This is a genomic window from Paraferrimonas sp. SM1919 (assembly GCF_010993985.1).
GTDB lineage: Bacteria > Pseudomonadota > Gammaproteobacteria > Enterobacterales > Shewanellaceae > SM1919.
Genome location: NZ_WINH01000025.1, coordinates 27,342 through 50,599, shown reverse-complemented (window position 1 = coordinate 50,599; position 23,258 = coordinate 27,342). Strand labels below are relative to the sequence as shown.

The following is a 23,258-nucleotide window of genomic DNA, read 5'->3' as shown; positions in this document are numbered from 1 at the left end:
TTAAATCCTTTTAAAGAGCTCTTACCATAAATACTTTTGAATTTTGACGGCCACTTTCTTGCCAACCAAGGTGTTTATATAAACTGAGGTTTTCAGCTAAAGCTTGATGGGTAGCCAAATGCAGTTCATCAAAGCCCGCTTGTTGTGCTTGGGCTATACCGTGTTTAATCAATACCTTGCCCACACCTTTGCCTTGGCTATTTGGTGATACGGCAATATTGGCAATTGAGGCTTGTTCTTCTAAAACTAAAATAATGCCACCAACCAACTCACCTTTAAGCTCTGCTACCCAAACCGGATAATGCTTGATCTCCTCAAGGTAATCCACATGTAATGGCGGCAATGCGTCTTTATCTAACCTATCTAAATATGGACTGTAGGCCTGCACCATACATTCGGTTAATGCCTTAGCATCTGAGGCAACTGCCTGACGTATCTTCATTGTTGTGCCTTCACCTTTAATCCAGCTTGGATCAGCTGCATATGAATAGGAATTAAATCTGATTCATTGGTACGATATCCGCCACCAACAACACAGCCTATTGGGATATGCCTTTGTTTCGCATAGCCAAGCAGCCATAGATCCCTCTGGTAAATCGCCTCTGTAGTAATATTCATAAAACCCAACTCGTCATCAATATGAATGTCGACCCCGGCATCATAAATAATGATATCTGGCTGGTGAAAATCAATGGCAAGCTGGCAACTGCCCTTAAAACTTTGTAAAAACTCCTCATCACCACAGCCCTTAGCAAAGCCAACATCGTAATCAGATTGGGGTTTTCTTGAGGGGAAGTTTTTATCACAATGGAAAGATAAGGTAATAATATCCTCACGCTGGGCACACAATGCTGCTGTGCCATCACCATGGTGCACGTCTGAATCAATGATCAATACCTTGTTAATATCACTGTGTTTTAGCGCTTCGTTAGCGGCAAGCACCAAATCATTCACTAAGCAAAAACCACTGCCAAAATCATAATGGGCATGGTGATAACCACCACTTAAGTGAATAGCCATCCCCGTTTCCATCGCCTTTAACGCTGTAGTGACTGTACCCCCAGCACTGGCTAAGGTCCTTTTAATTAAGGCTTCAGACCAAGGGAATCCGATACGACGCATTTTGGCCGCTGGCAACTGCCCCGAGCATAACTGTTCAATATACTGACTTTGATGTACCTGAGTAAGCTGCGTAATCGTTAACGCTTCAGGCTTAACTATCTGATAAAGATTAGATTCGACATTTTGTACAATATGCTGATACAACAACTGATATTTATTAATGGGGTAACGATGGCCATCCGGCAACGCTAAATCAGAATAAATACCATGATTAATTAGGGTTAACGGCATCCATTACCCCTGCCATTGGTAAACATTAAAATGGTGGCCCTTCCTTAGATAATTATCGGTTTGGATAAAGCCTAATTTCTGCAGCACTTTTTGTGAAGCAATGTTGTTCATATCGACTTCAGCAACTAATTGGCTAATAGTAAGCTGGTTTTGAACATACTCAAGCAGCGCGGCAACCGCTTCAGTGGCGAGGCCTTTACCCCAATATTCAGGTAGCAAGCGATAGCCAATGTCATTAGCATTTATCTCAGTTTCAAATTTAATCCCACAAAAGCCAATCACCTTATTATCAGCTTTGTGTATTAGTGCATAACGGCCATAACCGTATTGCGCGTATTCCTTCAACCATATATTGGTGATCACATTTAGGGCATCTTGCACACTAGTAACCACTATACCATCACCGGTATATTTTGTTACCAAAGGATCAGCTAAAAACGGATAAACATCCGCCGCATCATTAGCGGTAAAGTGGCGCATTTGCAATCTTGGGGTATCTATTAAAATCGTCATCATTACTAATCTTGATTATATGGGTTCAACAGCTTTTTCTGCATTAGCTTATCGGGTTCATCTGCAGCTACAAAGCCATATTGTTGATAAAGGGAATGTGCATCATGGGTCGCCAGCATCATACGACGCAACCCTTGCAACTGTGGATGTTGGTCAATAAAGTTCATGATTAATTTAGATAAGCCTAAGCCACGATGGGCTTTCAAAATAAACACATCAGCCAGGTAACCAAAGGTGGCTTTATCTGTGATCAACCGTGCAAAGCCCAACTGCTGTTTATTTGCACTGTAGACCCCAAAGCACATTGAATTTTCAATAGAAGTTAACACCACTTCCTTTGGGATCCCCCTTGCCCAGTAAGACTCGTTCGCTAGATAATCGTGTACCATTTCTATATCGAGTAACGCTTTTTCCTCACTCACAAAGTAATCCATTATGCTCTCCATCACTGACTTGCTTTCTCCCATATTATCAGCAATTTATAACAATACCATAAGTGCGTATTGACTAAATGACGAGTAATATTTCCCCCTTGCTAACAATCTTGCATGTTGGTCTAAATATATAAATAGTGTCAATCCAGTTCCACTTCAGCCTAAATTAAGTAATTTGTCTACGGTTAGTGTTGAGCCTACACAGGCAATTTGCCACAATAGGCGCAAAACAAATAAAGAGAACAATAATGAAACTGTACGGCATTAAAAATTGCGATACTGTTCGTAAAGCAAAAAAATGGCTAGAAGCTAATAATATTGAACATACCTTTGTTGATTTCCGCGTGGATGGCTTAACCCAAGCCGATATTGAAGCTTGGTTAGAACACACCTCTTGGGAAACCCTATTTAATAAGCGTTCCACCAGCTTCCGTGGTTTAACTGATGAGCAAAAAGCCGACATTGACCAAGCCAAAGCCATTGCCCTTATGCTTGAGCACCCTACCCTCATCAAACGCCCCGTTTTAGCAATGGCCGATGGTGTTATGGTGGGTTTTAAAGAAGCCGATTACCAAGGTGCGTTGCTGTAATGACTACTGAAGTTTTAGATTTAACCATAGATCTTATTAGCCGTAAAAGTGTCACCCCAGTAGACGAAGGCTGTCAGCCATTAATGGCCAAACGCCTTGAAGCCGTGGGCTTTACTAATGAAGAAATGGTGTTTGAAGACACCACCAATATGTGGGCTCGCCGCGGCACAGAAGCCCCTGTATTTTGTTTTGCCGGCCACACCGATGTGGTGCCAAGTGGTGATGAATCCGCATGGACCTTCCCCCCCTTTGAGCCAACCATTAAAGATGGCTATTTATATGGCCGTGGCGCCGCCGATATGAAAGGCTCATTGGCAGCGATGGTTGTCGCCACCGAGCGCTTTGTTAACAATCATCCAGATCATAAGGGCTCAATTGCCTTTTTGATTACCTCTGACGAAGAAGGCCCATTTATTAACGGCACTACCCGTGTGATCGATACCCTTGAAGCCCGCAATGAGAAAATTACTTGGGCATTGGTGGGAGAGCCATCCAGTACCCTCCAAGTTGGCGATGTGGTTAAAAATGGCCGTCGTGGCAGTTTAACCGGCAACCTTACGGTCAAGGGTATTCAAGGCCATGTGGCCTACCCTCACTTGGCCAAAAATCCTGTTCATGAGTGTGCTTTGGCTCTCGCTGAAATGGCCAATGAACATTGGGATGAAGGTAATAAATTTTTCCCTGCCACCAGTTTCCAAATTGCCAATATCAACGCCGGAACGGGTGCATCCAATGTCATTCCTGGCACTTGTGAGGTGCAATTTAACTTTCGCTACTCAACTGAATCAACCGCTGAAGGTTTAATTGAGCGGGTGATCGCAATCTTAGATAAACACCAACTTGATTATGATATCAACTGGGTTTTTAATGGCTTACCGTTTTTAACCGGTGAAGGCCATTTACTTAGCTCTACCGTTGAAGCCATTAAAGAAGTTACCGGCGTAGATTGTGATCCGCAAACTACAGGGGGCACCTCCGATGGCCGCTTTATTGCTCCAACAGGTGCTCAGGTGATTGAACTTGGCCCAGTAAATGCCACCATTCACAAGGTGGACGAGTGTGTTAAAGTGGATGACCTAGAACTTTTAGCGCAGTGCTATGAACGCCTACTGGAAAAATTACTTTGCTAACCCCTAGTCAATATCTTGGTCTGGACAACAGCCATCTGCTTAATCATCAAGGCCATTGGTTTGAAGCCCAAACCTTACAAGCTTTTTTAAACATGGTGCAGGCGGCAAAGGATGAGGGCATATGCATTGACTTGGCCTCCAGTTTTCGTAGCTTTAATACCCAATTAAGCATCTGGAATAATAAAGCCACTGGTAAGCGACCATTACTTGATCAGCGGGAACAGCCGCTCGATTTTAAGCAACTTTCAGAGCAGCAAATAGTTGAAGCCATTTTACTTTGGTCGGCGCTACCAGGTACCTCAAGGCATCACTGGGGGACGGATCTGGATTTGTATGATAGTAGCGCAATCGCTATTGATGAGCTGCAATTGATCTCTACTGAATATCAACAAACGGGGCCCTGTGCCAAAATGGCCAACTGGCTCGAGCACAATGCCGCTAAGTTTGGCTTCTATCGCCCTTTTGTGGAAGGCAAAAGTGGCGTGGGCCCGGAGCCATGGCATTATAGCTATTGGCCTGCCAGTCAATTAATTATGCAATGTTTCGATATTCAGCAGCTGACATTGGTCCTCGAAGAACACAATATTTGCTGCAAACAAAGTATTTTAGAAAATTTAGATAATATCTGCGAGCGCTACTTTTACAAAGTGGCTCTCCCTCTGGAACAAGCATGAATAAATCCCTATCTCCCGCAAATTTATTTAAAAATAATCGTGATTGGGCAGCGACAAAATTACAACAAAATCCAAATTTTTTTGCAGATTTATCCACCGTGCAAAATCCTGAGTACCTGTGGATTGGTTGTTCAGATTCAAGGGTACCTGCAAATCAAATCGTCGGTTTGATACCTGGTGAAGTTTTTGTCCATCGAAATATTGCCAATCAAGTGGTGCATTCTGATCTTAATTGTCTGTCAGTGATACAATATGCTGTCGACGTGCTAAAGGTGAAGCACATTATGGTCGTTGGTCATTACGGCTGTGGCGGTGTCAAAGCCGCAATGGACAATGGTAAAAATGGTCTTATTGACAACTGGCTCGGTCACATCAAAGATGTCTACCGTATGCACAGCAAAGTGCTAGAGACTTTACCTCAACAACAAAAATTTGATCGTCTATGTGAGTTAAACGTAATAGAACAAGTCGCTAATGTATGCAATTCAACCATTATTCAAGATGCTTGGCAGCGTGGCCAAGACATCAACGTTCATGGTTGGATATACAGTCTAAACAATGGCCTGATCACCGACCTTGAAGTCTCAAGTGGTTTAGAGCAGTGGCAAGGTTAAATTTAACGGTGTTTTAGACGGCAAAAATCGTTGAAGCTACCCCCTTTAGGGAAAAAAGTTTCAGTTTTGCTAATTTTTTACTCTATTAGCTCAAACAGGCATCGCCAGATCCCTGTTTTTACAGCTATAATCAGCACAATTTATGTTTGAGCCCTGTGCTCATTTTTCTCATTCTTAGGAGTAGGTGTAATGCCAGGTTTTGAGTTTTTCGGTCCAGAAGAGACCAAAGAAGTAAATGAAGTAATGGAAAACGGCGTTACTTTCCGTTACAACTTTGATGGCGTTCGTGGTGACCAATGGAAAGCCCGTCAAATGGAGCAGATGATCCAAGAACAGATGAACGTTAAACACGCTCACCTTGTATCAAGTGGTACTGCTGCACTGCAGGTTGCCCTTGCAGCCATGGGCGTTGGTGCAGGTGACGAAGTCATTGTTCCGCCATTTACTTTCGTAGCTTCTGTTGAAGCAGTGATTGCCGCGGGTGCCATTCCAGTATTTGCAGAAATCGATGAGACCTTATGTCTTTCTCCAGAAGGCATTGAAGCAGCGATCACTCCACGCACTAAAGCGGTCAACCTAGTTCACATGTGTGGCTCTATGGCGAAGATGGATGAGATCAAAGCCGTATGTGACAAACACAACCTTCTTCTTCTAGAAGATGCCTGTCAGGCTATCGGTGGCAGCTATAAGGGTCAAGCGCTTGGTACCATTGGTGATGCTGGTACCTATTCTTTTGACTCAGTAAAAACCATCACCTGTGGTGAAGGTGGCGCGGTGATCACCAACCGTGATGACGTATACGGCCATTCGCACATGTACTCTGATCACGGTCACGACCACGTTGGCATGGACCGAGGTGCAGAAGATCACCCAATCATGGGTCTAAATTACCGTATTTCTGAAATGAACGCGGCTGTTGGTGTTGCGCAAATGCGTAAGCTAGATAAAATCATCGCAACCCAACGCTACAACAAAGCCAAAATCAAGAACGCAATTAAAGATATTAGCGACATCCAATTCCGTGAAATCCCTTGTGAAGAAGGCGATTCAGCAGGTTTCCTAAGCTTTATTTTGCCATCTGAACAACGCGCTCTAGAAATCAATAAAAAACTCGCTGAAAACGGCGTTGATGGTTGTTTTTACTGGTATGGCAATAACTGGCACTATGTTAAAAACTGGAAGCACATCCAGAACCTAACCGCTCCAGCTAAGTTACCAATCGAGCTAATTGAAGACCGCCCTGACTATACTAATATTCAAACGCCTAAGTCTGATGACATTATGAGCCGTACTATCTCGATGCTGATCAAACTGTCATGGACAGAAGAACAAATGGACGCTCGCATCGAAGGCATTAAAAAAGCTTTCGCTTAATTGGAGAACCTATGAGCTATCGTAACTTTAAATGTGTGCCAAAAATGATTTTTGGCCGCGGTGCGTTTAATCAGCTTGATGAAGTATTGGCTGCTGAGCGTAAAGACGAACAAGATTTTGTGGTTTTCTTAGTGGATGATGTTCACCAAGATAAACCTCTAAAAGATCGCATTCCAGTTAAACCACAAGATATTGTTCTTTGGGTAAGCGTAGCAGAAGAACCCACCACCAAACAGGTTGATGATTTAACCCTACAAGTTCAAAACCACTGTGAGCGTGAAGCGGTATCGGTAGTGGGTATTGGTGGCGGCGCGGCCATGGATTTAGCAAAAGCGGTATCACTAATGCTAACCAACGAAGGCGGCAGTGCTAAATACCAAGGTTGGGATCTAATCGAAAACCCAGCGGTACACCACATTGCAGTGCCAACAATTTCTGGTACTGGCGCAGAAGCGTCACGTACTGCGGTACTGTGTGGTCCTGAACGTAAACTGGGTTTGAACTCTGATTACACGGTTTACGACCAAATTATTATGGATCCTGAGCTAATCCAAGGTGTGCCTAAGAACCAATGGTTCTACACGGGTATGGATTGTTATATTCATAATATTGAAGCCTTAGAAGGCACCTTCATTAATGAATTTGCCCGAGCCTTTGGTGAAAAGTCCCTTGAGTTATGTCGTGAAGTATTTATCGATGATCACATTGAAAAAGACGACAAGCTAATGATGGCATCATACATGGGCGGTATGAGTATTGCTTACTCTCAAGTGGGTGCATGTCACGCATTATCATATGGCCTAGGCTATGTATTAGGTTACAAGCATGGTATTGGTAACTGTATCGCTTTCAATGCTTTAGAAGACTTTTACCCTGAAGGCGTAAAAGAATTCCGTAAAATGGTTGATATTCATAATATCGATATTCCTACTGGCATTTGTAAAGACCTACCAGCAGAGACCATTGCTAAAATGGTGAAAATTGCCAAGGGTATGGCACCACTTTGGGACAATGTATACGGCCCAGATTGGCAAGAGAAAGTAACCGATGAGTTACTGACTGAACTTTACTTAAAAATGTAATGGATATGGGCACCGACAGGTGCCCTTTTAAAACATGAAAACAGTGTTACTTATTCCTGCCCGATATGGCTCAAGCCGTTTTCCGGGCAAGCCATTAGCACCGATTAATGGCAAACCTATGATCCAACATGTGCATGAGCGCGCAAGCCTTGCCCGTGGGGTTGATGAGATCTATATTGCCACCGATGACGAGCGCATTAAAGAAGCGGTGGAAGCCTTTGGTGCGAATGTGGTGATGACGCCATCAGAAGCGGCCTGCGGTACCGACAGAATTAATGATGCGGCCAATATCTTAGGCTTAAATGATGACGATTTGATCATTAACCTACAGGGCGATCAACCCCTTGTTGACCCACTTTCGCTAGAGCAAATTATCGAGCTTTTCGATAAGCACCCTGGTGAATTTGGTATGGCGACCTTAGGTTTCCAGATTGTCGATAAAAAAGAGTTAAGCGATCCTGGCCACGTTAAAATGGTATTCGATGCCGATAACTACGCCATTTACTTCTCTCGCGCCTGTATTCCGTTTGCCCGTGATGTGGATGAGTACCCGGTATACAAACACCTAGGTATTTACGCTTACACCCGCGAATTTGTAAAATCATTCAGTAAATTACCACTTGGTAAGCTGGAAGATTTAGAAAAGCTTGAGCAATTGCGTGCGCTAGAATACGGTCACAAAATTAAAATTGCCATCAGTGCTTTTGATTCACCAGAGGTGGACACGCCACAAGACGTGCTTCACTGTGAACAACGTTTAGCCGTTGATTAAGAATTAGGAGATTTGCAGTGCAACATTTAATGGATAACCTCGATGTATTATTAATTATTGGTCTGGTCCTTGGTGTGATTTGGTCCAATATTGCACTGCTGAAATACAGCGCCAAGTTTAAGGTGCCAGTGATCAATAAAGATCCCCTGAAGCTTGATGAAGCCCACCAACAAGCTTCTGAGCAACAAAAGCAACAAGATAAAGCGTCCTAGTGGCGCTTTTAATTTTTAAGGATGAAACCATGCTAAAAAGGATAGCCAAGCTTCTGTCTCTATTCCTTGCAGCCAGCAGCACCATTAGCAGTGCTACTGAGCAACCCCTTCAACTCAACCCCATCACAAAAGCATCTGCAGCTATTGTTATTGATGGCAAGATAGATAAGACTTGGGATAAAGCCAGTTGGGCGCCTTTAGATAAAGCCATTATTGGTCAATTGCCCCACCCTACTGACTTCTCTGGCCGCTATAAACTGTTGTGGGATAAGCAGCATTTATATGTGCTGGCTGAAATTCAAGATGATGTACTGTTTGATGCCCGCCCCGATCCCACCGATAAATACTGGGATGACGACTGCCTTGAAATATTTGTTGATGAAGACGCCAGTGGCGGCGAGCATCAATTTAACTTTAATGCATTTGCCTATCACCTAGGTTTAGATAATCAGGTTTCTGATATCGGCCCTATGCTGGGTGAGAAGGTCAATTTTATTACCTTGAACGCCCATGTGCGTAATCGTTGGCAACGACAAACAGAGCCGCCTTACAAAATTATCTGGGAAGCGGCAGTCAAGCTCTACGATGACAGTTTTACCCTAGATAGCAACCACCAGCCAGTCACCCTTTATAAGGGCAAAACCATCGGCTTTATGCTGGCATATTGCGACAATGATGGTTCAGCTGAACGAGAAAGCTTTATCGGCAGCCATGAGATTGCCCCTGTCAATGGTGATAAAAACCTAGGATATAAGGACGCTTCAGTGTTTGCACGCTACACACTGGTCAAATAATAGACTTTGCGCACAGTACATTAAGCAAGGCCGCGATATAATCGCGGTTTTTTTGTGCAAGGCAAACTTATGACCATAAAACTATTCCTTGCCCAAACCCTCGGCTTTGTCTCATTAGCTTTAGGGCTATGGGCCAGCAAACAAACAAGCGATTCAAAACTGCTGCAAGGTAACTTAGCTGCATCGTTTATCACCGCCATTCACTTTGGCTTATTAGGCTCATTAGTCGCCATGCTCAATCAGTTACTGAACCTTGGCCGGTTTAGCCTATGTCAAAGTTATAAGCATAAGTTACTGGCATGGATCTTCTCCGCTGGTGCAATGCTAATAGGTTGGCACTTCTGCCAGTATTACTACGAGTGGTTAGCCGTAATTGCTTCAGTCATTCTAAGTTTTGGGCTTTTTTATGCGAATGGAACGGCACTGAGAAAATTAATGTTAATTGCAGCCCTGGTTAATCTATGCCTAGCTATTTTCCTTAACTCATATTCGGGAATGCTCTACCAATTGCTCAGCAGCTATTTACTAGCCAGCCAAATTGGTTTGCTAGGCCAATTCAAAACGCTCTATTATCGGGGCTTACAGGTTACCTATTCTAGCTACTAAAACGCCACCCAAAGGTGGCGCATGCTATTAGCTTAGCTTTGTTTAAGTGAGTTGCATACCTTGTATGATTTCATGGGCAATCTCAGGGGTTGTTACTTGTGGTTTTTGATGCAGGTATGCTTTCAAATGGCCTTTCCTATGAAGCAAGGATGCATGAAGTTTTTTAATTGCCCCAGAAACAGAAGGATACATGATATCGTGCTCACTGGTTGCTGAAATTGCTGCCCCTTGGTAGTTGGTTCTAATTTCGGTTTTAAACTTGTTATGCGCTTTACTGATGATGACATCTAAAGAAATGAGGGTTGGAAATTTTTGTTCAGTTTTTTCGAACTTTTCGGCGATGTCTGATTTGATGTTGTCTGTTAAATCGACGTGGTGACCAGATAAGTTTATTTTCATAAAGCTTTCCTTCTTTGTCTAGCTAACATGGCTTATGACCAACAACTGATACTCAAAGAGCACCCAAAAATCATAAGAAGTAGAGCACTTCAAGGATGCTCTTACCGTGTTGAAAAACCTCTCAACACCCTTAAGCCTACTCTGCAAATACAGTTTATTCAAGGTACTTTTTACAACTAAATGATTACATTTATTTATTTATTTTTTTTAAATTTTAAATCAATTAATTAGCATAAATATGTTTTGCTAATTACCCTCTCATATTGTGATCCGTGTCCTTGAAACTCTGTCTTTTTGGTCTAAAATTGCCGAAAATGAAAACCATTCTCAATTAGAGCACATTTAAAACACATGCAAAAATACAAACTCAGCCTATTAGCCATTGCTTGTGGCACGATTTTAAGTCCAAATATTTTCGCACAAGAAGTGGAAACTATCACCGTCACTGCCACCCGTTACAAACAGGATCCAGATAAAATCCCTGGCAGTATAAGTGTTTTAAAAAGCGCTGAAATTGAGCGACAATTGAGTGTCAGCGATGATATTACCAGTGTTATCGCTAAGTTAGTTCCAGGAATGACCCCAAGCCGTCAAAAGTTGTCTAACCAAGGGGAAAACTTCCGTGGCCGTACTGCCCTTACCCTAGTGGATGGTGTCCCGCAAAATAATCCTCTGCGTAATGGTAATCGTTATGGTTATACCGTTGACTCATCGATGTTAGAACGAATTGAAGTTGTGCCTGGCGCCTCTGCGGTTCAAGGCATGGGAGCAACCGGTGGTATTATTAACTATGTGACTAAGTCTGCGAAACAAGGCGATAACTGGAAACAAACCATAGGTACGCGGCTGAACTCTAATTTTAGAAAAGATGGTACCGGCGGCAAAGTCTATTACAACCTCAGTCAGCATGATGAAGATTACGACTTATTTGTAGGCGGCGCTTGGCAACGTCAAGGCTTATATTACGATGGTAATGGTAACCCTGTAGGCATGAACCCTATTCAGGGTGAGACTCAAGACTCTACCTCTGGTAACTTTTTAGTTAAAGCAGGCTATAATTTTGATGATGCTCGTCAGCGAGTAAGCTTCAGTGTCAGTCGCTATGCCCTTGAGGGTAACCACAACTATGTTGCCATTAAAGGCGATCATATCAATGGTATTCCTGGTACAGTTGTTGAGGGAAAACCTGCTGGGCTGCCTACTCGTAACGATGTAAAATCTTACTCAATGACCTACAACCACTATGACCTATATGGTGGTGAACTCGAGTTAAAAGTATTCAAACAAGATTATGAAGCCCTGTTTGGCGAAGCAAACTGGTGGGGCGCACCAAATCAACAAAAAGATCAAGGCGCAATCCTTTCTGGTAAGCAAGGATTTAAACTGAGCTATAGCCAAACAGACATCCTAGGCTTAGATGATAACTGGGTCGTCGGTATCGATGGACTTGAAGACAATACCAAGCAAACTCTGATCCACTCGAAGCGTGATGTGACGCCGGATATGGGTTATCAAGGATTGGCGCCATTTATTCAAGGTGACTTCCTAGCCATGGATGATTTGCGAATTTCCACTGGTGTTCGCTACGAAAATACCAAAATATCATCATCAAATGGTAAAACTCTGTGGGGTTATGGTAATGGTGGTCACCGTGAGGTAAACATTATTGGCGGTACCCAAGAATTTAGCCAAGGGGTATTTAATATTGGTGCCGTTTATGAGTTAAGCGATAATTTAAATGCTAGCGCAGGCTTTAGTCAGGGCTTTGGACTGCCTGATATAGGTCGTATTTTGCGTGGTAACTGGATTGGTGGTCCCAATGTCGAAGCACCTGTCGGTGGCAAGCCCATTGATTTTAATACCATGCCTGCAGTTAAGCCTGTAGTAACAGACAACTATGAAGTTGGCTTAAATTATGACAACGGCACAGTCAATCTTGCCGGTTCTTACTACACTTCAATCGCTAAAAACAATGCTGAGTTAGCCTTAAATAGCGGTGGCACCTACGATGTTCGTCGTCAACGCACAGATATTGACGGGGTTGAATTCAAGGGTGGCTATCAGTTCACTGAAAACACCTCTGTCATGGCTACCTATGCCCATGTAGAAGGTAAAGTAGATACCAATCAAGATGGTGTCGTCGACAGTGATAGAGACCTGAAAAACCTGTCTCCTGATCGCTTGTTTATTATGCTAAGTCATAGCTTCAGCGATAGCGTTTCGGCAAACCTGCAGTACAACCATTTGTTCTCGCGTAAAAAACAAGCCAATGGCGCCGGAGCGGCTCAAGAATTTAAAGGATATGGCCTCGTCGATTTATCCGTTCGTTATGATATGGGGAAGAATGGCCGTCTTAACTTCGGTATTGAGAACCTACTAGACACCCAATACATTAATTACTTTAGCCAAATTAGAAACCATTCAAGTTACTACTTTGCTGGTCGCGGTCGCACTTTCAGTGTTAACTATGAAATCAGTTTCTAGCATTACCGATTAAATAGCCAAAGCCCCAATTTCAGGGGCTTTTTTTATCGACTAATAAAAAAGAAAAAGATACTCTAGCCCTTTGCTATCTTGTTTATAAAAATTATGTTTGATTGGACTTTATTTGCAGTATTCCTACCCACTTTTTTCTTTGTTTCTATCACCCCTGGAATGTGTATGACATTAGCCATGACCCTAGGAATGAGCGTGGGCGTTCGAAGAACATTATGGATGATGTTAGGCGAGTTAATTGGCGTTGCAACGGTTGCGGTAGCCTCAGTAGTCGGGGTCGCAAGCTTTATGTTCGACCATCCACAAGTGTTCACTGCTTTTAAATTCGTTGGTGGATTATATTTGGCTTATCTTGGTACTCAAATGTGGCAAGCCAAAGGTAAGATGGCATTAACTAATGACAATGTGACTGCTAGGATCAGTAATTATGAGCTTTTTAGTCAAGGGCTTATTACCGCAATTGCTAACCCGAAAGGTTGGGCTTTTATGGTGGCACTGCTACCGCCCTTTATCAATCCAGAAAAGCCCTTTATGGTCCAACTGAGTGCCTTAATAGGCATCATTATGTTTACTGAGTTTAGTTGTTTAATGCTTTATGCATCCACAGGTAAAAGCATTAGGTTATTTATGAACCAAGGCAACAATCTCGCATTGCTTAACCGCTTCAGTGGTGGCTTGATGCTGTTGCTGGGACTGTGGCTTATTCTTGGCTAAGCCATCAGCTCTAGCATTGATAATGCCTTAACAAGGTTACGTCTTTTAAAACGCAATAACTCATTATCAACCCTATGTCAGTCCATGCTAACGTGCGGTGCTGACATTGCTTGTAACATATCAAGACAATTTGTTTACAGCTTTTCACTGTAATTGAACCATCTTAAAAGTAACCTTTGTTGATGGAGATCATGATGAAAAGAGTTATTTTTGCGCTCATTGTTGGCACTCTAGCCTACACCCAAACAGGCTATGCCAATACGAAATTTGTAGGCACAGATCAAAGCTTAACAACACAAATCTGTTTAGCTGCAGCGAATGGTTCCTTGAGCCAATTTAAACGTTCGCTAAGGCATTTAGCGCCCAAACGCCCAATGGTAAAAGCTTACCGACTCGCCGAGAAAAATATTCGTTGTAATGGCCGTTACTTATCAGAATTTGCTTTAATGCACGGTAATCAGCAAGTACACAATGTGTTATTAGACCACAACTCACATATTATGCTGAGTTACCATAAGGCCAAAGCCAATAAATAATTAACGGGTCAACCGCGCCGTCAATGGGCTGTGATGCACTTGGGGGGGGCAAGGTGGTCATTGTCACGGCTTGTGGTCACGTTTTAAAGACAACAAAAAAGCCAGCATAATGCTGGCTTTCACGATTGCTGTTACTTATTACAGTTCAGCAGCAACTTCTGCTAAAGACTCTTTAAGTACAGAGATAAGCGTGTCGATGTTCTCTTTCGTTAGTGTTAACGGTGGAGAAACAACAATCTTACATGCGATTGGACGGATCACAACGCCGCGAGCCAAACACTTGTCGAATACTTTTTGTGCGACGAATAGGCTTTCTTTAGTTGTCTTATCAGCCACTAAATCAATACCTAGCATGAAGCCTTGACCACGTACGTCACCCACGATTGGGTTGTCGATTAGTGCCGCTTTCATTTCTGCTTGTAGGTATGGACCAAGCTCTTTAACGTTATCTAGAATGTTTTCTTTTTCTAGAATTTCGATGTTCTTAAGTGCTGCAGCACAAGCTGTCGCGTGGCCAGTGTAAGTAAAGCCAAGAGACAGTACACCACCTTCTGATTGTGGTTGTGAAATCACATCGTAAATCTTCTTGTTGAAGATGGCCGCGCCTAGTGGAATGTAGCCAGAGCTAATACCTTTAGCTACTACTAGTACGTCAGGTACGAAGTCGAATTCAGATTCACAAGAGAACCACTGGCCTAAACGACCAAATGCAGTAACTACTTCATCAGCAATCACAAGTACGTCGTACTTCTTACAAACTTCAGATACTTTTTTGTGGTAGCCTTTAGGAGCAACTAGAACACCACCAGCACCCATTACCGGCTCCATGATGAATGCCGCAACGTTGTCAGCACCTAGTGCTAGAATGCGGTTTTCGATTTCATCTGCAAGGTACTGTGCGTACTCTTCTTCAGATAGGTTTTCTGCGCCAGCCGGACGACGGTACATATCTGCTGCAGATACGTATTGGAAAAGATCTTGAGCGATATCGTCAAACTGATCTTTACAACCTTGAATACCGGTTAGCGAAGCAGAGAAGTAAGTTGAACCATGGTAACCATTGTTACGAGAAATGATCTTCTTCTTGTTAGGCTTACCATTTAGGTTATGGTAGTAATGAATTACACGTAGTGCAGTATCGTTAGAAACCGAACCACCACAGGTAAAGAATACGTGATTTAGGTCACCAGGAGTCATTTCAGCTAGCTTCGCAGCAAGTTGAGCAGCTGGAGCATTGGTGGTGTGACCAAACGGGTTGTAGTATTGCATATCCATAATTTGTTTATGGATCGCATCAGCCATTTCTTTACGACCGTGACCGATATTTACACACCATAGGCCTGCAATACCGTCTAGGAAACGGTTACCTTCACTGTCTACAACATAGTTGCCTTCAGCACCTGTGATCACCTGAGAACCGTCTTCTTTGAACGTTGAAAAGTCGGTGTATGGGTGGATCATGTGGTCTTTATCTTGTTGCCACAGTTGCTGGGTATTATATTCTTGAGTCATTGTTATTAAACCATGTTATGTGATTTCGGGCTCTATATAAACAAATCCGAGCACTTCATTTCCATAACCTCTAGTGGGTATTATACAAAAAAACGTTAAATTTCAGATAAATGCGATTTAATAAAAAAAATATAATGCCTTAAATACCTCGCAAATTTAGTACTTTGTTTAATAATTTGTCTCGCCCACCCTGAACCAGAACATTGTCGCAAAGATCAAAATACAAGCCACCAACCATGCTTTCACAGCAAATTAACCGACAGAAACCATTCCTTTACAATTCACTATTTTATTCTTTAAATCACGGTTTTTTAACATAAAATAAGTGTGATTGACCTCATATTTCCACTAGATGTAAAACAGAAAGCTGGTACAATATATCCAGATATTTTTTGAATTCATGAGAATAATTATATGCTGTATGTAGATGGTGAAATTGATCCAATGAACTGGGCCAAAGTAATCGAGACTTGTGGTAATGAATCATTTTTTGAAGAGTTAGCAATCGGCCTTCACCAAGCTTCTTCTTATGAAAGTGTGGTCGTTTTTGAATACATCAAGGGTAAACAACCTAATGTATTATTCCATGATCTAGAAGAAAGATATGTACAACCGGCATTAAATGTATTTTTGCAAGGTGGCTATTTACTTGATCCTTTTGTCATCGCCATTGATAAAGGCATTGAAAGCGGCTTATACCGACTCAAAGATCTTGCGCCAGATGATTTCTTTACTTCAGAGTATTACTTGTCTTACTACCAAGGCAGTGGCCTCAAAGATGAGATTAATATTATTGCTCGTATTTCTGATGAGAAGGTCATTATTATCTCACTAGGCTTAAGACAGCATACGGTAAATTCAAATACTCGTGAATTCCAATACTTATGCAAAAAGCGCCCAATTTTAATTGCGTTTCTGAAAAAGCATATCGATTTGTTAAGTCAACAATCAGAAGTAGAAGAAAATGACTTTGATTCGCAGCTCAGTATTGCCTTTAATAACTTTGGTCGAGATGTGCTTTCTGAACGGGAAAGAGAAATCATCCTACTGATCCTTAAAGGTTACTCTTCGAAAGCCATTGCAGGCTTATTAGAGATCAGCCCTGATACCGTAAAAGTACATCGTAAGCGTATCCACAGAAAATTAGACATTACTTCACAAGCAGAGTTGTTCTCATTGTTTTTGTCTTCTTTATCTATGATAAAACACAATAACGATGCCGATCCGCTTGCCTTATATCTAGCGGAATTTGAACTGCCTGTACGATCAGATATTGATTAATTACAAAAAAGGCTGAACCTCCTGGTTCAGCCTTTTACTCTTAGATCAAATGGCTAAAGCCACCTCTGTTGCTTGCCTGATAGCTCTTTTAGCATCAATTTCTGCCGCCACATCAGCACCACCGACTAATTCATAGTTCAATCCAGCTGCATCGAATGCATCAGCTAAACTCCGCTCAGAAGTTTGCCCTGCACACAAAATAATGGTATCTGCCTTTAACTGTTGTTGTTCACCGTCTATCTCGATAATGAGCCCATCCTCTGTGAATCTATGGTAACTGACCCCGGTCTTTTGAATAACCCCTAGATGCTTAATTTCAGCTCTATGGATCCAACCAGTGGTTTTACCCAGACCTTTGCCAATCTTAGAACTCTTGCGTTGTAAGATGGTAATCTTTTTATCATTGTGGATGGTAATTGCAGCGCTAGTGTCTTTAATTCCCCACTTTTGTTGCCACTGCTCTAGGCTTGGCGACTCAACCCCAATTTGCGCCACGAACTGAGCCACATCAACACCAATACCGCCACCACCAATAATGGCAACGTTTTTGCCAATCCGCTCAGGTTGATTGATGGCTTGTTCGTAAGTCAGCACATTGGCTAACTCAACCCCTTCAATTTCAGGCTTACGGGGCACCACACCTGTGGCTAAAATCACCTTATCAAAGGCTTTTAACTCTTGCATGCTGGCTTTATGGTTCAGTTTTACTTCAACGTTATGTTTTTCAAGTTGTACTCTAAAATAACGCAACGTCTCGGCAAACTCTTCTTTACCAGGGATCATGCGGGCCAACCTAAATTGACCACCAATTTTATCCCTCGCTTCAAACAGAGTCACCTTATGCCCTTGCTTGGCTGCGGTTACTGCAGAAGATAAACCTGCGGGACCGGCGCCAACCACAGCCACTGATTTACTTGAGGTTGCCACCGCTGCAAGTTCAGTTTCATAACATGCGGTTGGATTGACCAAACAAGAAGCACGTTTTTGCGAAAACACATGATCCAAACATGCCTGATTACAACCTATACAAGTGTTAATTTCATCCGCTCTATCTTCCATGGCCTTCAAAACAAATTCAGGATCGGCTAAAAATGGACGTGCCATTGAGACTAAATCAGCTTGACCAGAGGCAATAATGTCATTCGCCTGTTGGGGGTTGTTAATACGGTTACAAGCAGAGACTGGGATCGTTAAGCTTTGCTTAATTTTTTCTGACCACTCAACAAAAGCCCCCCGAGGAACACTGGTGGCGATGGTCGGCACTCTTGCTTCATGCCAGCCAATACCCGAGTTAATGATACTGACCCCAGCTTTTTCCAATTCAACGGCAAGATATTCAATTTCGCTCCACTCGTTACCACCTTCAACAAGATCCAGTAAAGAAAGACGGAACACTATGATAAAGTCAGTCCCCACAGCAGCACGGATCTGTTTGACGATTTCGATGGCAAATTTGGCTCTCGATTTAATATCACCGCCATATTGATCTTTACGCTTATTGGTGCGGCTACAGAGAAATTGATTGATTAAATAGCCTTCTGAGCCCATCACTTCGACACCATCATATCCTGCACGCTTGGCAAGTTGCGCACTTTTAGCAAAGTCTTTAATGGTGTTTTGTACCTGTTTAGTGGTAAGCATTTTGGGTTTAAAAGGATTGATCGGCGCTTGCTGATCCGTTGAAGAGGCATTAAATGGATGGTAAGCATATCTGCCCGCATGCAGTAACTGCATACAAATTTTACCACCTGCATCGTGTACCGCTTGCGTAACTGGCTTATGACGACGAAGTTGCCAAGGAAAAGTCAGTTGATCACTATGAAATGATAAACGCCCACGAAAGTTTGGAGATACTCCCCCGGTAATGATCAGGGCTACCCCTGCTTTGGCTCGTTCTGCATAGAACTTTGCCAATTTAGCAATACCGCCACGTTCTTCCTCTAAGCCCGTGTGCATAGAGCCCATAATAATACGGTTTTTCAAGCTGGTATGGCCCAAATCTAATGGAGCCAACAATTCCTTATACTTCATTGTTAATCCTTTTTATCATTTTACAAAACCATAACCTCTGACCAGTTAAGTTTCAAGAGTAAATACTCTAATTTTAACATTAGGACTTTTTTCGGCTTTTTTATGCTCACGAAAAATAGGGTTACAAATCAGCGCTTAACCATTTTGTATTTCTAAGTTAGCATAGAAGGTGGAAAATATTTTAAAGGAAGAGTTATGCAAAGAAAGCCATCAGTGGTGATCAAAGTTTTTAAGTTTCTTTGGACGTTGATCAACAACACTCGTAAATTAATCTTAAACTTGTTGGTTTTTGGGCTTTTAGCCATGCTGATCGTTTCTCTTAGCGAACAAGAGCAACAAGTCGTCATTCCCGACAATGCCGCTTTAATTATTAATATTAGCGGTAATTTGGTCGAGCAGAAACAGTACCAAGCCCCCATAGATAAAATCACTCAAGATGACAAACCTTCAGAAACTTTAGTTTCAGAAGTCGTTGATGCCATTAACCATGCTGCCGAAGACGACAACATTCCCCTGTTGATTATTAGTGCTGACATGATGCTCGGCGCCAGCATTGATAAACTTAATACTATCGGTCAAAGCATTAACCAATTTAAAGCCATGGGCAAAAAGGTGTATGCCTATGGATCTTGGTTCTCACAATCAAGCTACTATTTAGCCAGTTTTGCCGATGAAATTATCATGAACCCTATGGGGGCAATTGGCTTAGAGGGTTTTTCTCGTTACCGTATGTACTATAAAGATGCCCTTGATAAACTAAAAGTTAATGCCCATGTATTTAAAGTTGGCACTTATAAATCAGCGATTGAGCCTTATATTCGTAATAATATGTCTGATGCCGCAAAAGAAGCGAATCAAGCTTGGTTAGATCAACTTTGGCAACAATACCTTACCCATATCAGACAGCAAAGACAGTTGACTGATGAACAATTACCGTTTGCAGAAGAGGCTTTGTTAACAGCCTTATCCAACGCTAATGGTGATAACGCCAAAATGGCACTGCAGTTAAACTGGGTAGATTCATTAGCCAGCAAGTACGATATTGAAATACGCTTAATTGATGAGTTAGGTAAAGACGGTGACTCTTATCCAGCCATTGGTTTTAAAAGTTATTTAAAACAGCTGCAGGATATCAATCCTATGCAGCAGCTGGAGCAAGCCAATATCGGTATTATTGTTGCCAATGGACAAATTCTCAATGGTAAACAACCTGCAGGTACTATTGGTGGTGACTCAACTGCTGAACTTATCAAACAAGTGCGCAACGATGAAAACTTAAAGGCATTAGTTTTACGTGTGAATAGTCCTGGTGGCAGTGCCTTTGCTTCTGAAGTCATCAGGCAACAATTGCTTGCCTTACAAGAAACGGGAAAACCTGTGGTAGTAAGTATGGGGTCGATGGCCGCATCCGGTGGCTACTGGATCTCAGCAGACGCCGATTACATTATTGCCCATCCAAGCACCATAACCGGTTCAATCGGTATTTTTGGTTTATTGGCAACCTTTGAAGACTCGCTTGGTCACATTGGCATTCAAACTGATGGCGTTGGTACGACCCCTCTGGCTGGATTTAGCGTGACCAGGGCTTTCCCACAAAGTGCTAAACAATTAGTCCAAATGTCGATAGAAAATGGTTACCAACAATTTATTACTTTGGTTGCTGATGCCCGTAACATGAGTACAGAACAGGTAGACAAAATTGGACAAGGTCGAGTGTGGACTGGCCAAGATGCGTTAAAGTTCGGTTTGATCGACGAACTCGGTGACCTACAACTGGCCATTGATAAAGCCGCTGAGTTAGCAAATATCAAGAAACCTAGAACGCGCTTGGTTGAAAAAGAACTCTCCGCTAAAGAAAAATTCTTAAATGATATTTTTGAAACTTCAATTCCATATATAGGAAGTTTAACCGCGCCGCCGACCAACTTAAGTAAGTTCATCAATAATATGGAGCAACAAGTTGAATTTATTACTAAATTTAATGATCCAAATGGTGCTTACGTTCTCTGTCAAGAGTGTCAATTGCAACCCTAATGATTGGTACAATTAATAAAAATGGCACCTTGGGTGCCATTTTTGTTTTTTTACTTCGCTAATGCTTGCTATTATTGCCCCAACCTATGTCTGCTATTGACCTGATGAATGACTAAACCCTCTATTTATATTGCTTACACCGGTGGTACCATCGGTATGCAAAAAACTGAAAATGGTTTTGCTCCCGTTGCTGGCTTCTTAACTGAAGCTATCACTCAAATGCCAGAGTTTTATCACCCAGATATGCCAGAATTTACTATCAGTGAATACTCGCCGCTGATTGATTCTTCTGATATGACCCCAGCAGATTGGCAGCGCATTGCCAATGACATCAAAAACAACTATGACCATTATGACGGTTTTGTGATTCTGCATGGCACCGATACCATGGCTTATACCTCTTCTGCATTGTCATTTATGCTAGAAGGACTGCAAAAACCTGTCATTGTTACGGGCTCACAAATTCCCTTAGCGCAGCTGCGCTCTGATGGCCAAACAAACTTGCTTAATGCGTTGTACCTTGCAGCGAATTACCCAATTGCTGAAGTGTGTTTATTTTTTAATAACCAGTTATTCAGGGGTAATCGTAGCTCTAAAGTTCATGCCGATGGTTTTAATGCCTTTGCCAGCCCGAACTATCCAGCATTATTAGAAGCTGGAATTGAAATTGAATTAAAAGCAGGTGTGCTCACCCCAAATCCACTGCCACAACCGTTAAAGGTGTACGAAATTACTCCCCAAGCGATTGGTGTGGTTACCCTCTACCCGGGGATTTCAGTAGAAGTGATCCGTAATATTTTACAGCAACCAGTAAAAGCTCTCATTTTACTAACCTTTGGCGTGGGAAATGCCCCCCAAAACAAAGACTTGTTAGCCCTATTAAAGCAAGCCCAAGAGCAACGAATTGTGGTAATTAACCTAACCCAATGTCGTCAGGGTCGCGTCAATATGGGGGGCTATGCCACGGGTAATGCGTTGGCCCAAGCTGGGGTATTAAGCGGCTTTGATATGACCATTGAAGCGGCATTAGCCAAATTGCACTACTTGTTGTCACAAAACCTAAGTTTTGAAGAAGTGCAGCTGAAAATGGGGTTATCTCTAAGGGGGGAGTTAAGCTCCCACCCATAAGTTTAAAGGTTCGCGCTAAAGTAGATGTTCTTTAACCAGCTTAGAATAATTCTGCTTCAACTTGTGCATTTTGGGACTGATCACCACTTGGCAATATCCTTGGTAAGGATGCTGCATATAATAATTGTGGTGTTCAGGCTCTGCTTGGTAAAACGCCTTAGCCTCCACCAGCTCGGTAACAATTGTTTCAGCTTCGTACTCTAGCGTTTCTAAGTTCGCCATCGCCTCGGCAGCTAATTGTTTTTGTTTGTCATTATGGTAAAAAATCGCCGAGCGATATTGTGGACCGGTATCATTACCTTGGCGGTTTAAGGTGGTTGGATCGTGACAGCCAAAAAACAATTCAAGCAAAGTTTGGTAACTGATTAAGTTATCATCATAAATAATTTGCACCGCCTCTGCATGCTGCGTTTGGCCACAACACACCTGTTGATAGTTGGCCGTTTCCGCATTACCTCCGCAGTAACCAGAGGTCACCTTTAACACCCCTTTAATCGGCTGGAAAAACGCTTCTAGGCACCAAAAGCAACCTCCCGCAAAGGTCGCCAATTGGGTCTTAACAGGCTTAAACTGCATAGACACTGAATTCACGCAGTGGCGAGTATTTTTAGGGGTGAGGCGCTCACCATTAAACACATGCCCAAGGTGACCACCACAGTTATGACACAAAATTTCTGTACGGCGCCCATCGGCATCTACTTCCCTAGCAACGGCAAAGGGGATTTCGTCATCAAAACTTGGCCAACCACAGTGGGATTGGAATTTATCTTCAGATAAGTACAAGGGGGCATCACAAGCACGACAGCAATATACACCCTGTTCAAAATGATCGTGATATTGGCCTGAAAAAGGAGGCTCTGTACCCTTGTTTAAAATAACGTGTTTTTCAAAGTCCGTTAACGGTTGGTTACTCATGTCCATCCTTAAGCAGTTAGTTGTTTATCTATATTACCGCCAAATGGCAACAATTGATCAGAGT

Annotated in this window: 24 protein-coding genes; 16 read left to right on the top strand and 8 right to left on the bottom strand. The window is 42.5% G+C overall.

Annotation, left to right across the window (positions count from 1 at the left end; all coding sequences use genetic code 11):
* Window positions 1-10: 10 nt before the first annotated feature.
* Genes GFB48_RS14515 through GFB48_RS14500 form a run of 4 tightly spaced genes read right to left on the bottom strand, consistent with a single transcriptional unit; the run spans window position 11 to window position 2,300 of the window.
* Entirely contained in the window at window positions 11-442 is a 432-nt protein-coding gene (locus GFB48_RS14515; RefSeq protein WP_163937293.1) for a GNAT family N-acetyltransferase, read from the bottom strand.
* Entirely contained in the window at window positions 439-1,353 is a 915-nt protein-coding gene (locus tag GFB48_RS14510; RefSeq protein ID WP_163937290.1) for a histone deacetylase, read from the bottom strand. Before GFB48_RS14510 ends, GFB48_RS14515 begins: the two co-directional genes overlap by 4 nt.
* Before the next feature lie 3 nt (window positions 1,354-1,356).
* Complete coding sequence (locus GFB48_RS14505) at window positions 1,357-1,869, bottom strand: GNAT family N-acetyltransferase (protein ID WP_163937287.1); 513 nt, start codon at window positions 1,867-1,869, stop codon at window positions 1,357-1,359.
* 2 nt (window positions 1,870-1,871) lie between these two features.
* Window positions 1,872-2,300: a GNAT family N-acetyltransferase gene (locus tag GFB48_RS14500; protein ID WP_163937285.1), complete on the bottom strand. Its 429-nt coding sequence runs from the start codon at window positions 2,298-2,300 to the stop codon at window positions 1,872-1,874.
* Window positions 2,301-2,548: 248 nt separating this feature from the next.
* On the opposite strand from GFB48_RS14500, the gene GFB48_RS14495 reads away from it, so the two are divergent.
* The 10 genes from GFB48_RS14495 (at window position 2,549) to GFB48_RS14450 (ending at window position 10,148) form a co-directional block, all read left to right on the top strand.
* Window positions 2,549-2,890 (top strand): ArsC family reductase, encoded by a 342-nt coding sequence (locus tag GFB48_RS14495; RefSeq protein ID WP_163937282.1) that lies wholly within the window; start codon window positions 2,549-2,551, stop codon window positions 2,888-2,890.
* A complete protein-coding gene (gene dapE, locus GFB48_RS14490; RefSeq protein ID WP_163937279.1) occupies window positions 2,890-4,020 on the top strand; it encodes a succinyl-diaminopimelate desuccinylase in 1,131 nt (376 codons plus the stop codon). Before GFB48_RS14495 ends, dapE begins: the two co-directional genes overlap by 1 nt.
* Window positions 4,014-4,694 (top strand): M15 family metallopeptidase, encoded by a 681-nt coding sequence (locus GFB48_RS14485; RefSeq protein WP_163937276.1) that lies wholly within the window; start codon window positions 4,014-4,016, stop codon window positions 4,692-4,694. Before dapE ends, GFB48_RS14485 begins: the two co-directional genes overlap by 7 nt.
* Complete coding sequence (gene can, locus GFB48_RS14480) at window positions 4,691-5,308, top strand: carbonate dehydratase (RefSeq protein ID WP_163937273.1); 618 nt, start codon at window positions 4,691-4,693, stop codon at window positions 5,306-5,308. The genes GFB48_RS14485 and can overlap by 4 nt, the downstream gene beginning before the upstream one ends.
* A 189-nt stretch (window positions 5,309-5,497) precedes the next feature.
* Window positions 5,498-6,682: a DegT/DnrJ/EryC1/StrS aminotransferase family protein gene (locus tag GFB48_RS14475; protein WP_163937269.1), complete on the top strand. Its 1,185-nt coding sequence runs from the start codon at window positions 5,498-5,500 to the stop codon at window positions 6,680-6,682.
* An 11-nt stretch (window positions 6,683-6,693) separates the two neighbouring features.
* Entirely contained in the window at window positions 6,694-7,764 is a 1,071-nt protein-coding gene (locus GFB48_RS14470; protein WP_163937266.1) for an iron-containing alcohol dehydrogenase family protein, read from the top strand.
* A gap of 34 nt (window positions 7,765-7,798) precedes the next feature.
* On the top strand, window positions 7,799-8,536 hold the full coding sequence (kdsB, locus tag GFB48_RS14465) for a 3-deoxy-manno-octulosonate cytidylyltransferase (protein WP_163937264.1): 738 nt from the start codon (window positions 7,799-7,801) through the stop codon (window positions 8,534-8,536).
* A gap of 29 nt (window positions 8,537-8,565) precedes the next feature.
* Window positions 8,566-8,748 carry a DUF2897 family protein gene (locus tag GFB48_RS14460; protein WP_163937323.1) on the top strand — a complete coding sequence of 61 codons (183 nt, stop codon included), beginning with the start codon at window positions 8,566-8,568 and terminating at the stop codon, window positions 8,746-8,748.
* 29 nt (window positions 8,749-8,777) lie between these two features.
* Window positions 8,778-9,542, top strand: coding sequence for a CBM9 family sugar-binding protein (locus tag GFB48_RS14455; protein ID WP_163937261.1), 765 nt, complete (start codon window positions 8,778-8,780; stop codon window positions 9,540-9,542).
* Window positions 9,543-9,611: 69 nt separating this feature from the next.
* A complete protein-coding gene (locus tag GFB48_RS14450; RefSeq protein WP_163937258.1) occupies window positions 9,612-10,148 on the top strand; it encodes a YgjV family protein in 537 nt (178 codons plus the stop codon).
* Window positions 10,149-10,190: 42 nt separating this feature from the next.
* Here the strand turns inward: GFB48_RS14450 and raiA are convergent, their stop codons facing one another.
* Window positions 10,191-10,547, bottom strand: a complete 357-nt coding sequence (gene raiA / locus GFB48_RS14445; RefSeq protein WP_163937256.1) for a ribosome-associated translation inhibitor RaiA — start codon at window positions 10,545-10,547, stop codon at window positions 10,191-10,193.
* A gap of 351 nt (window positions 10,548-10,898) precedes the next feature.
* On the opposite strand from raiA, the gene GFB48_RS14440 reads away from it, so the two are divergent.
* The 3 genes from GFB48_RS14440 to GFB48_RS14430 all read left to right on the top strand — a co-directional run bounded on the left by GFB48_RS14440 (window position 10,899) and on the right by GFB48_RS14430 (window position 14,293).
* Entirely contained in the window at window positions 10,899-13,031 is a 2,133-nt protein-coding gene (locus GFB48_RS14440; RefSeq protein WP_163937253.1) for a TonB-dependent receptor, read from the top strand.
* A 105-nt stretch (window positions 13,032-13,136) separates the two neighbouring features.
* Window positions 13,137-13,757 (top strand): LysE family translocator, encoded by a 621-nt coding sequence (locus tag GFB48_RS14435; protein ID WP_163937251.1) that lies wholly within the window; start codon window positions 13,137-13,139, stop codon window positions 13,755-13,757.
* Window positions 13,758-13,951: 194 nt separating this feature from the next.
* A complete protein-coding gene (locus GFB48_RS14430; protein ID WP_163937248.1) occupies window positions 13,952-14,293 on the top strand; it encodes a DUF3718 domain-containing protein in 342 nt (113 codons plus the stop codon).
* 138 nt (window positions 14,294-14,431) lie between these two features.
* Here the strand turns inward: GFB48_RS14430 and GFB48_RS14425 are convergent, their stop codons facing one another.
* A complete protein-coding gene (locus GFB48_RS14425) occupies window positions 14,432-15,805 on the bottom strand; it encodes an aminotransferase (RefSeq protein ID WP_163937245.1) in 1,374 nt (457 codons plus the stop codon).
* A 414-nt stretch (window positions 15,806-16,219) separates the two neighbouring features.
* On the opposite strand from GFB48_RS14425, the gene GFB48_RS14420 reads away from it, so the two are divergent.
* Window positions 16,220-17,086 carry a helix-turn-helix transcriptional regulator gene (locus GFB48_RS14420; RefSeq protein ID WP_163937242.1) on the top strand — a complete coding sequence of 289 codons (867 nt, stop codon included), beginning with the start codon at window positions 16,220-16,222 and terminating at the stop codon, window positions 17,084-17,086.
* Window positions 17,087-17,131: 45 nt separating this feature from the next.
* Here GFB48_RS14420 and GFB48_RS14415 read toward each other — a convergent pair whose 3' ends face one another.
* Entirely contained in the window at window positions 17,132-19,117 is a 1,986-nt protein-coding gene (locus GFB48_RS14415) for an NADPH-dependent 2,4-dienoyl-CoA reductase (RefSeq protein WP_163937239.1), read from the bottom strand.
* A 195-nt stretch (window positions 19,118-19,312) separates the two neighbouring features.
* On the opposite strand from GFB48_RS14415, the gene sppA reads away from it, so the two are divergent.
* Both sppA and ansA read left to right on the top strand, forming a co-directional pair.
* The gene (gene sppA, locus GFB48_RS14410) at window positions 19,313-21,151 is read left to right on the top strand and encodes a signal peptide peptidase SppA (protein ID WP_163937236.1); all 1,839 of its coding nucleotides are present in this window, start codon (window positions 19,313-19,315) and stop codon (window positions 21,149-21,151) included.
* Between the two features lie 108 nt (window positions 21,152-21,259).
* A complete protein-coding gene (gene ansA / locus GFB48_RS14405) occupies window positions 21,260-22,279 on the top strand; it encodes an asparaginase (protein ID WP_163937233.1) in 1,020 nt (339 codons plus the stop codon).
* Between the two features lie 15 nt (window positions 22,280-22,294).
* Here the strand turns inward: ansA and GFB48_RS14400 are convergent, their stop codons facing one another.
* Window positions 22,295-23,194, bottom strand: coding sequence for a bifunctional methionine sulfoxide reductase B/A protein (locus tag GFB48_RS14400; protein ID WP_163937231.1), 900 nt, complete (start codon window positions 23,192-23,194; stop codon window positions 22,295-22,297).
* Between the last annotated feature and the right edge of the window lie 64 nt (window positions 23,195-23,258).

Excerpts from the sequence above, each read along its gene's own strand:
- GFB48_RS14515 (WP_163937293.1), bottom strand. The coding sequence starts at position 442 with ATGAAGATACGTCAGGCAGTTGCCTCAGATGCTAAGGCATTAACCGAA.
- GFB48_RS14510 (WP_163937290.1), bottom strand. The coding sequence starts at position 1,353 with ATGCCGTTAACCCTAATTAATCATGGTATTTATTCTGATTTAGCGTTG.
- GFB48_RS14505 (WP_163937287.1), bottom strand. The coding sequence starts at position 1,869 with ATGATGACGATTTTAATAGATACCCCAAGATTGCAAATGCGCCACTTT.
- GFB48_RS14500 (WP_163937285.1), bottom strand. The coding sequence starts at position 2,300 with ATGGATTACTTTGTGAGTGAGGAAAAAGCGTTACTCGATATAGAAATG.
- GFB48_RS14495 (WP_163937282.1), top strand. The coding sequence starts at position 2,549 with ATGAAACTGTACGGCATTAAAAATTGCGATACTGTTCGTAAAGCAAAA.
- dapE (WP_163937279.1), top strand. The coding sequence starts at position 2,890 with ATGACTACTGAAGTTTTAGATTTAACCATAGATCTTATTAGCCGTAAA.
- can (WP_163937273.1), top strand. The coding sequence starts at position 4,691 with ATGAATAAATCCCTATCTCCCGCAAATTTATTTAAAAATAATCGTGAT.
- GFB48_RS14475 (WP_163937269.1), top strand. The coding sequence starts at position 5,498 with ATGCCAGGTTTTGAGTTTTTCGGTCCAGAAGAGACCAAAGAAGTAAAT.
- GFB48_RS14470 (WP_163937266.1), top strand. The coding sequence starts at position 6,694 with ATGAGCTATCGTAACTTTAAATGTGTGCCAAAAATGATTTTTGGCCGC.
- kdsB (WP_163937264.1), top strand. The coding sequence starts at position 7,799 with ATGAAAACAGTGTTACTTATTCCTGCCCGATATGGCTCAAGCCGTTTT.
- GFB48_RS14460 (WP_163937323.1), top strand. The coding sequence starts at position 8,566 with ATGGATAACCTCGATGTATTATTAATTATTGGTCTGGTCCTTGGTGTG.
- GFB48_RS14455 (WP_163937261.1), top strand. The coding sequence starts at position 8,778 with ATGCTAAAAAGGATAGCCAAGCTTCTGTCTCTATTCCTTGCAGCCAGC.
- GFB48_RS14450 (WP_163937258.1), top strand. The coding sequence starts at position 9,612 with ATGACCATAAAACTATTCCTTGCCCAAACCCTCGGCTTTGTCTCATTA.
- raiA (WP_163937256.1), bottom strand. The coding sequence starts at position 10,547 with ATGAAAATAAACTTATCTGGTCACCACGTCGATTTAACAGACAACATC.
- GFB48_RS14440 (WP_163937253.1), top strand. The coding sequence starts at position 10,899 with ATGCAAAAATACAAACTCAGCCTATTAGCCATTGCTTGTGGCACGATT.
- GFB48_RS14435 (WP_163937251.1), top strand. The coding sequence starts at position 13,137 with ATGTTTGATTGGACTTTATTTGCAGTATTCCTACCCACTTTTTTCTTT.
- GFB48_RS14430 (WP_163937248.1), top strand. The coding sequence starts at position 13,952 with ATGAAAAGAGTTATTTTTGCGCTCATTGTTGGCACTCTAGCCTACACC.
- GFB48_RS14425 (WP_163937245.1), bottom strand. The coding sequence starts at position 15,805 with ATGACTCAAGAATATAATACCCAGCAACTGTGGCAACAAGATAAAGAC.
- GFB48_RS14420 (WP_163937242.1), top strand. The coding sequence starts at position 16,220 with ATGCTGTATGTAGATGGTGAAATTGATCCAATGAACTGGGCCAAAGTA.
- GFB48_RS14415 (WP_163937239.1), bottom strand. The coding sequence starts at position 19,117 with ATGAAGTATAAGGAATTGTTGGCTCCATTAGATTTGGGCCATACCAGC.
- sppA (WP_163937236.1), top strand. The coding sequence starts at position 19,313 with ATGCAAAGAAAGCCATCAGTGGTGATCAAAGTTTTTAAGTTTCTTTGG.
- ansA (WP_163937233.1), top strand. The coding sequence starts at position 21,260 with ATGACTAAACCCTCTATTTATATTGCTTACACCGGTGGTACCATCGGT.
- GFB48_RS14400 (WP_163937231.1), bottom strand. The coding sequence starts at position 23,194 with ATGAGTAACCAACCGTTAACGGACTTTGAAAAACACGTTATTTTAAAC.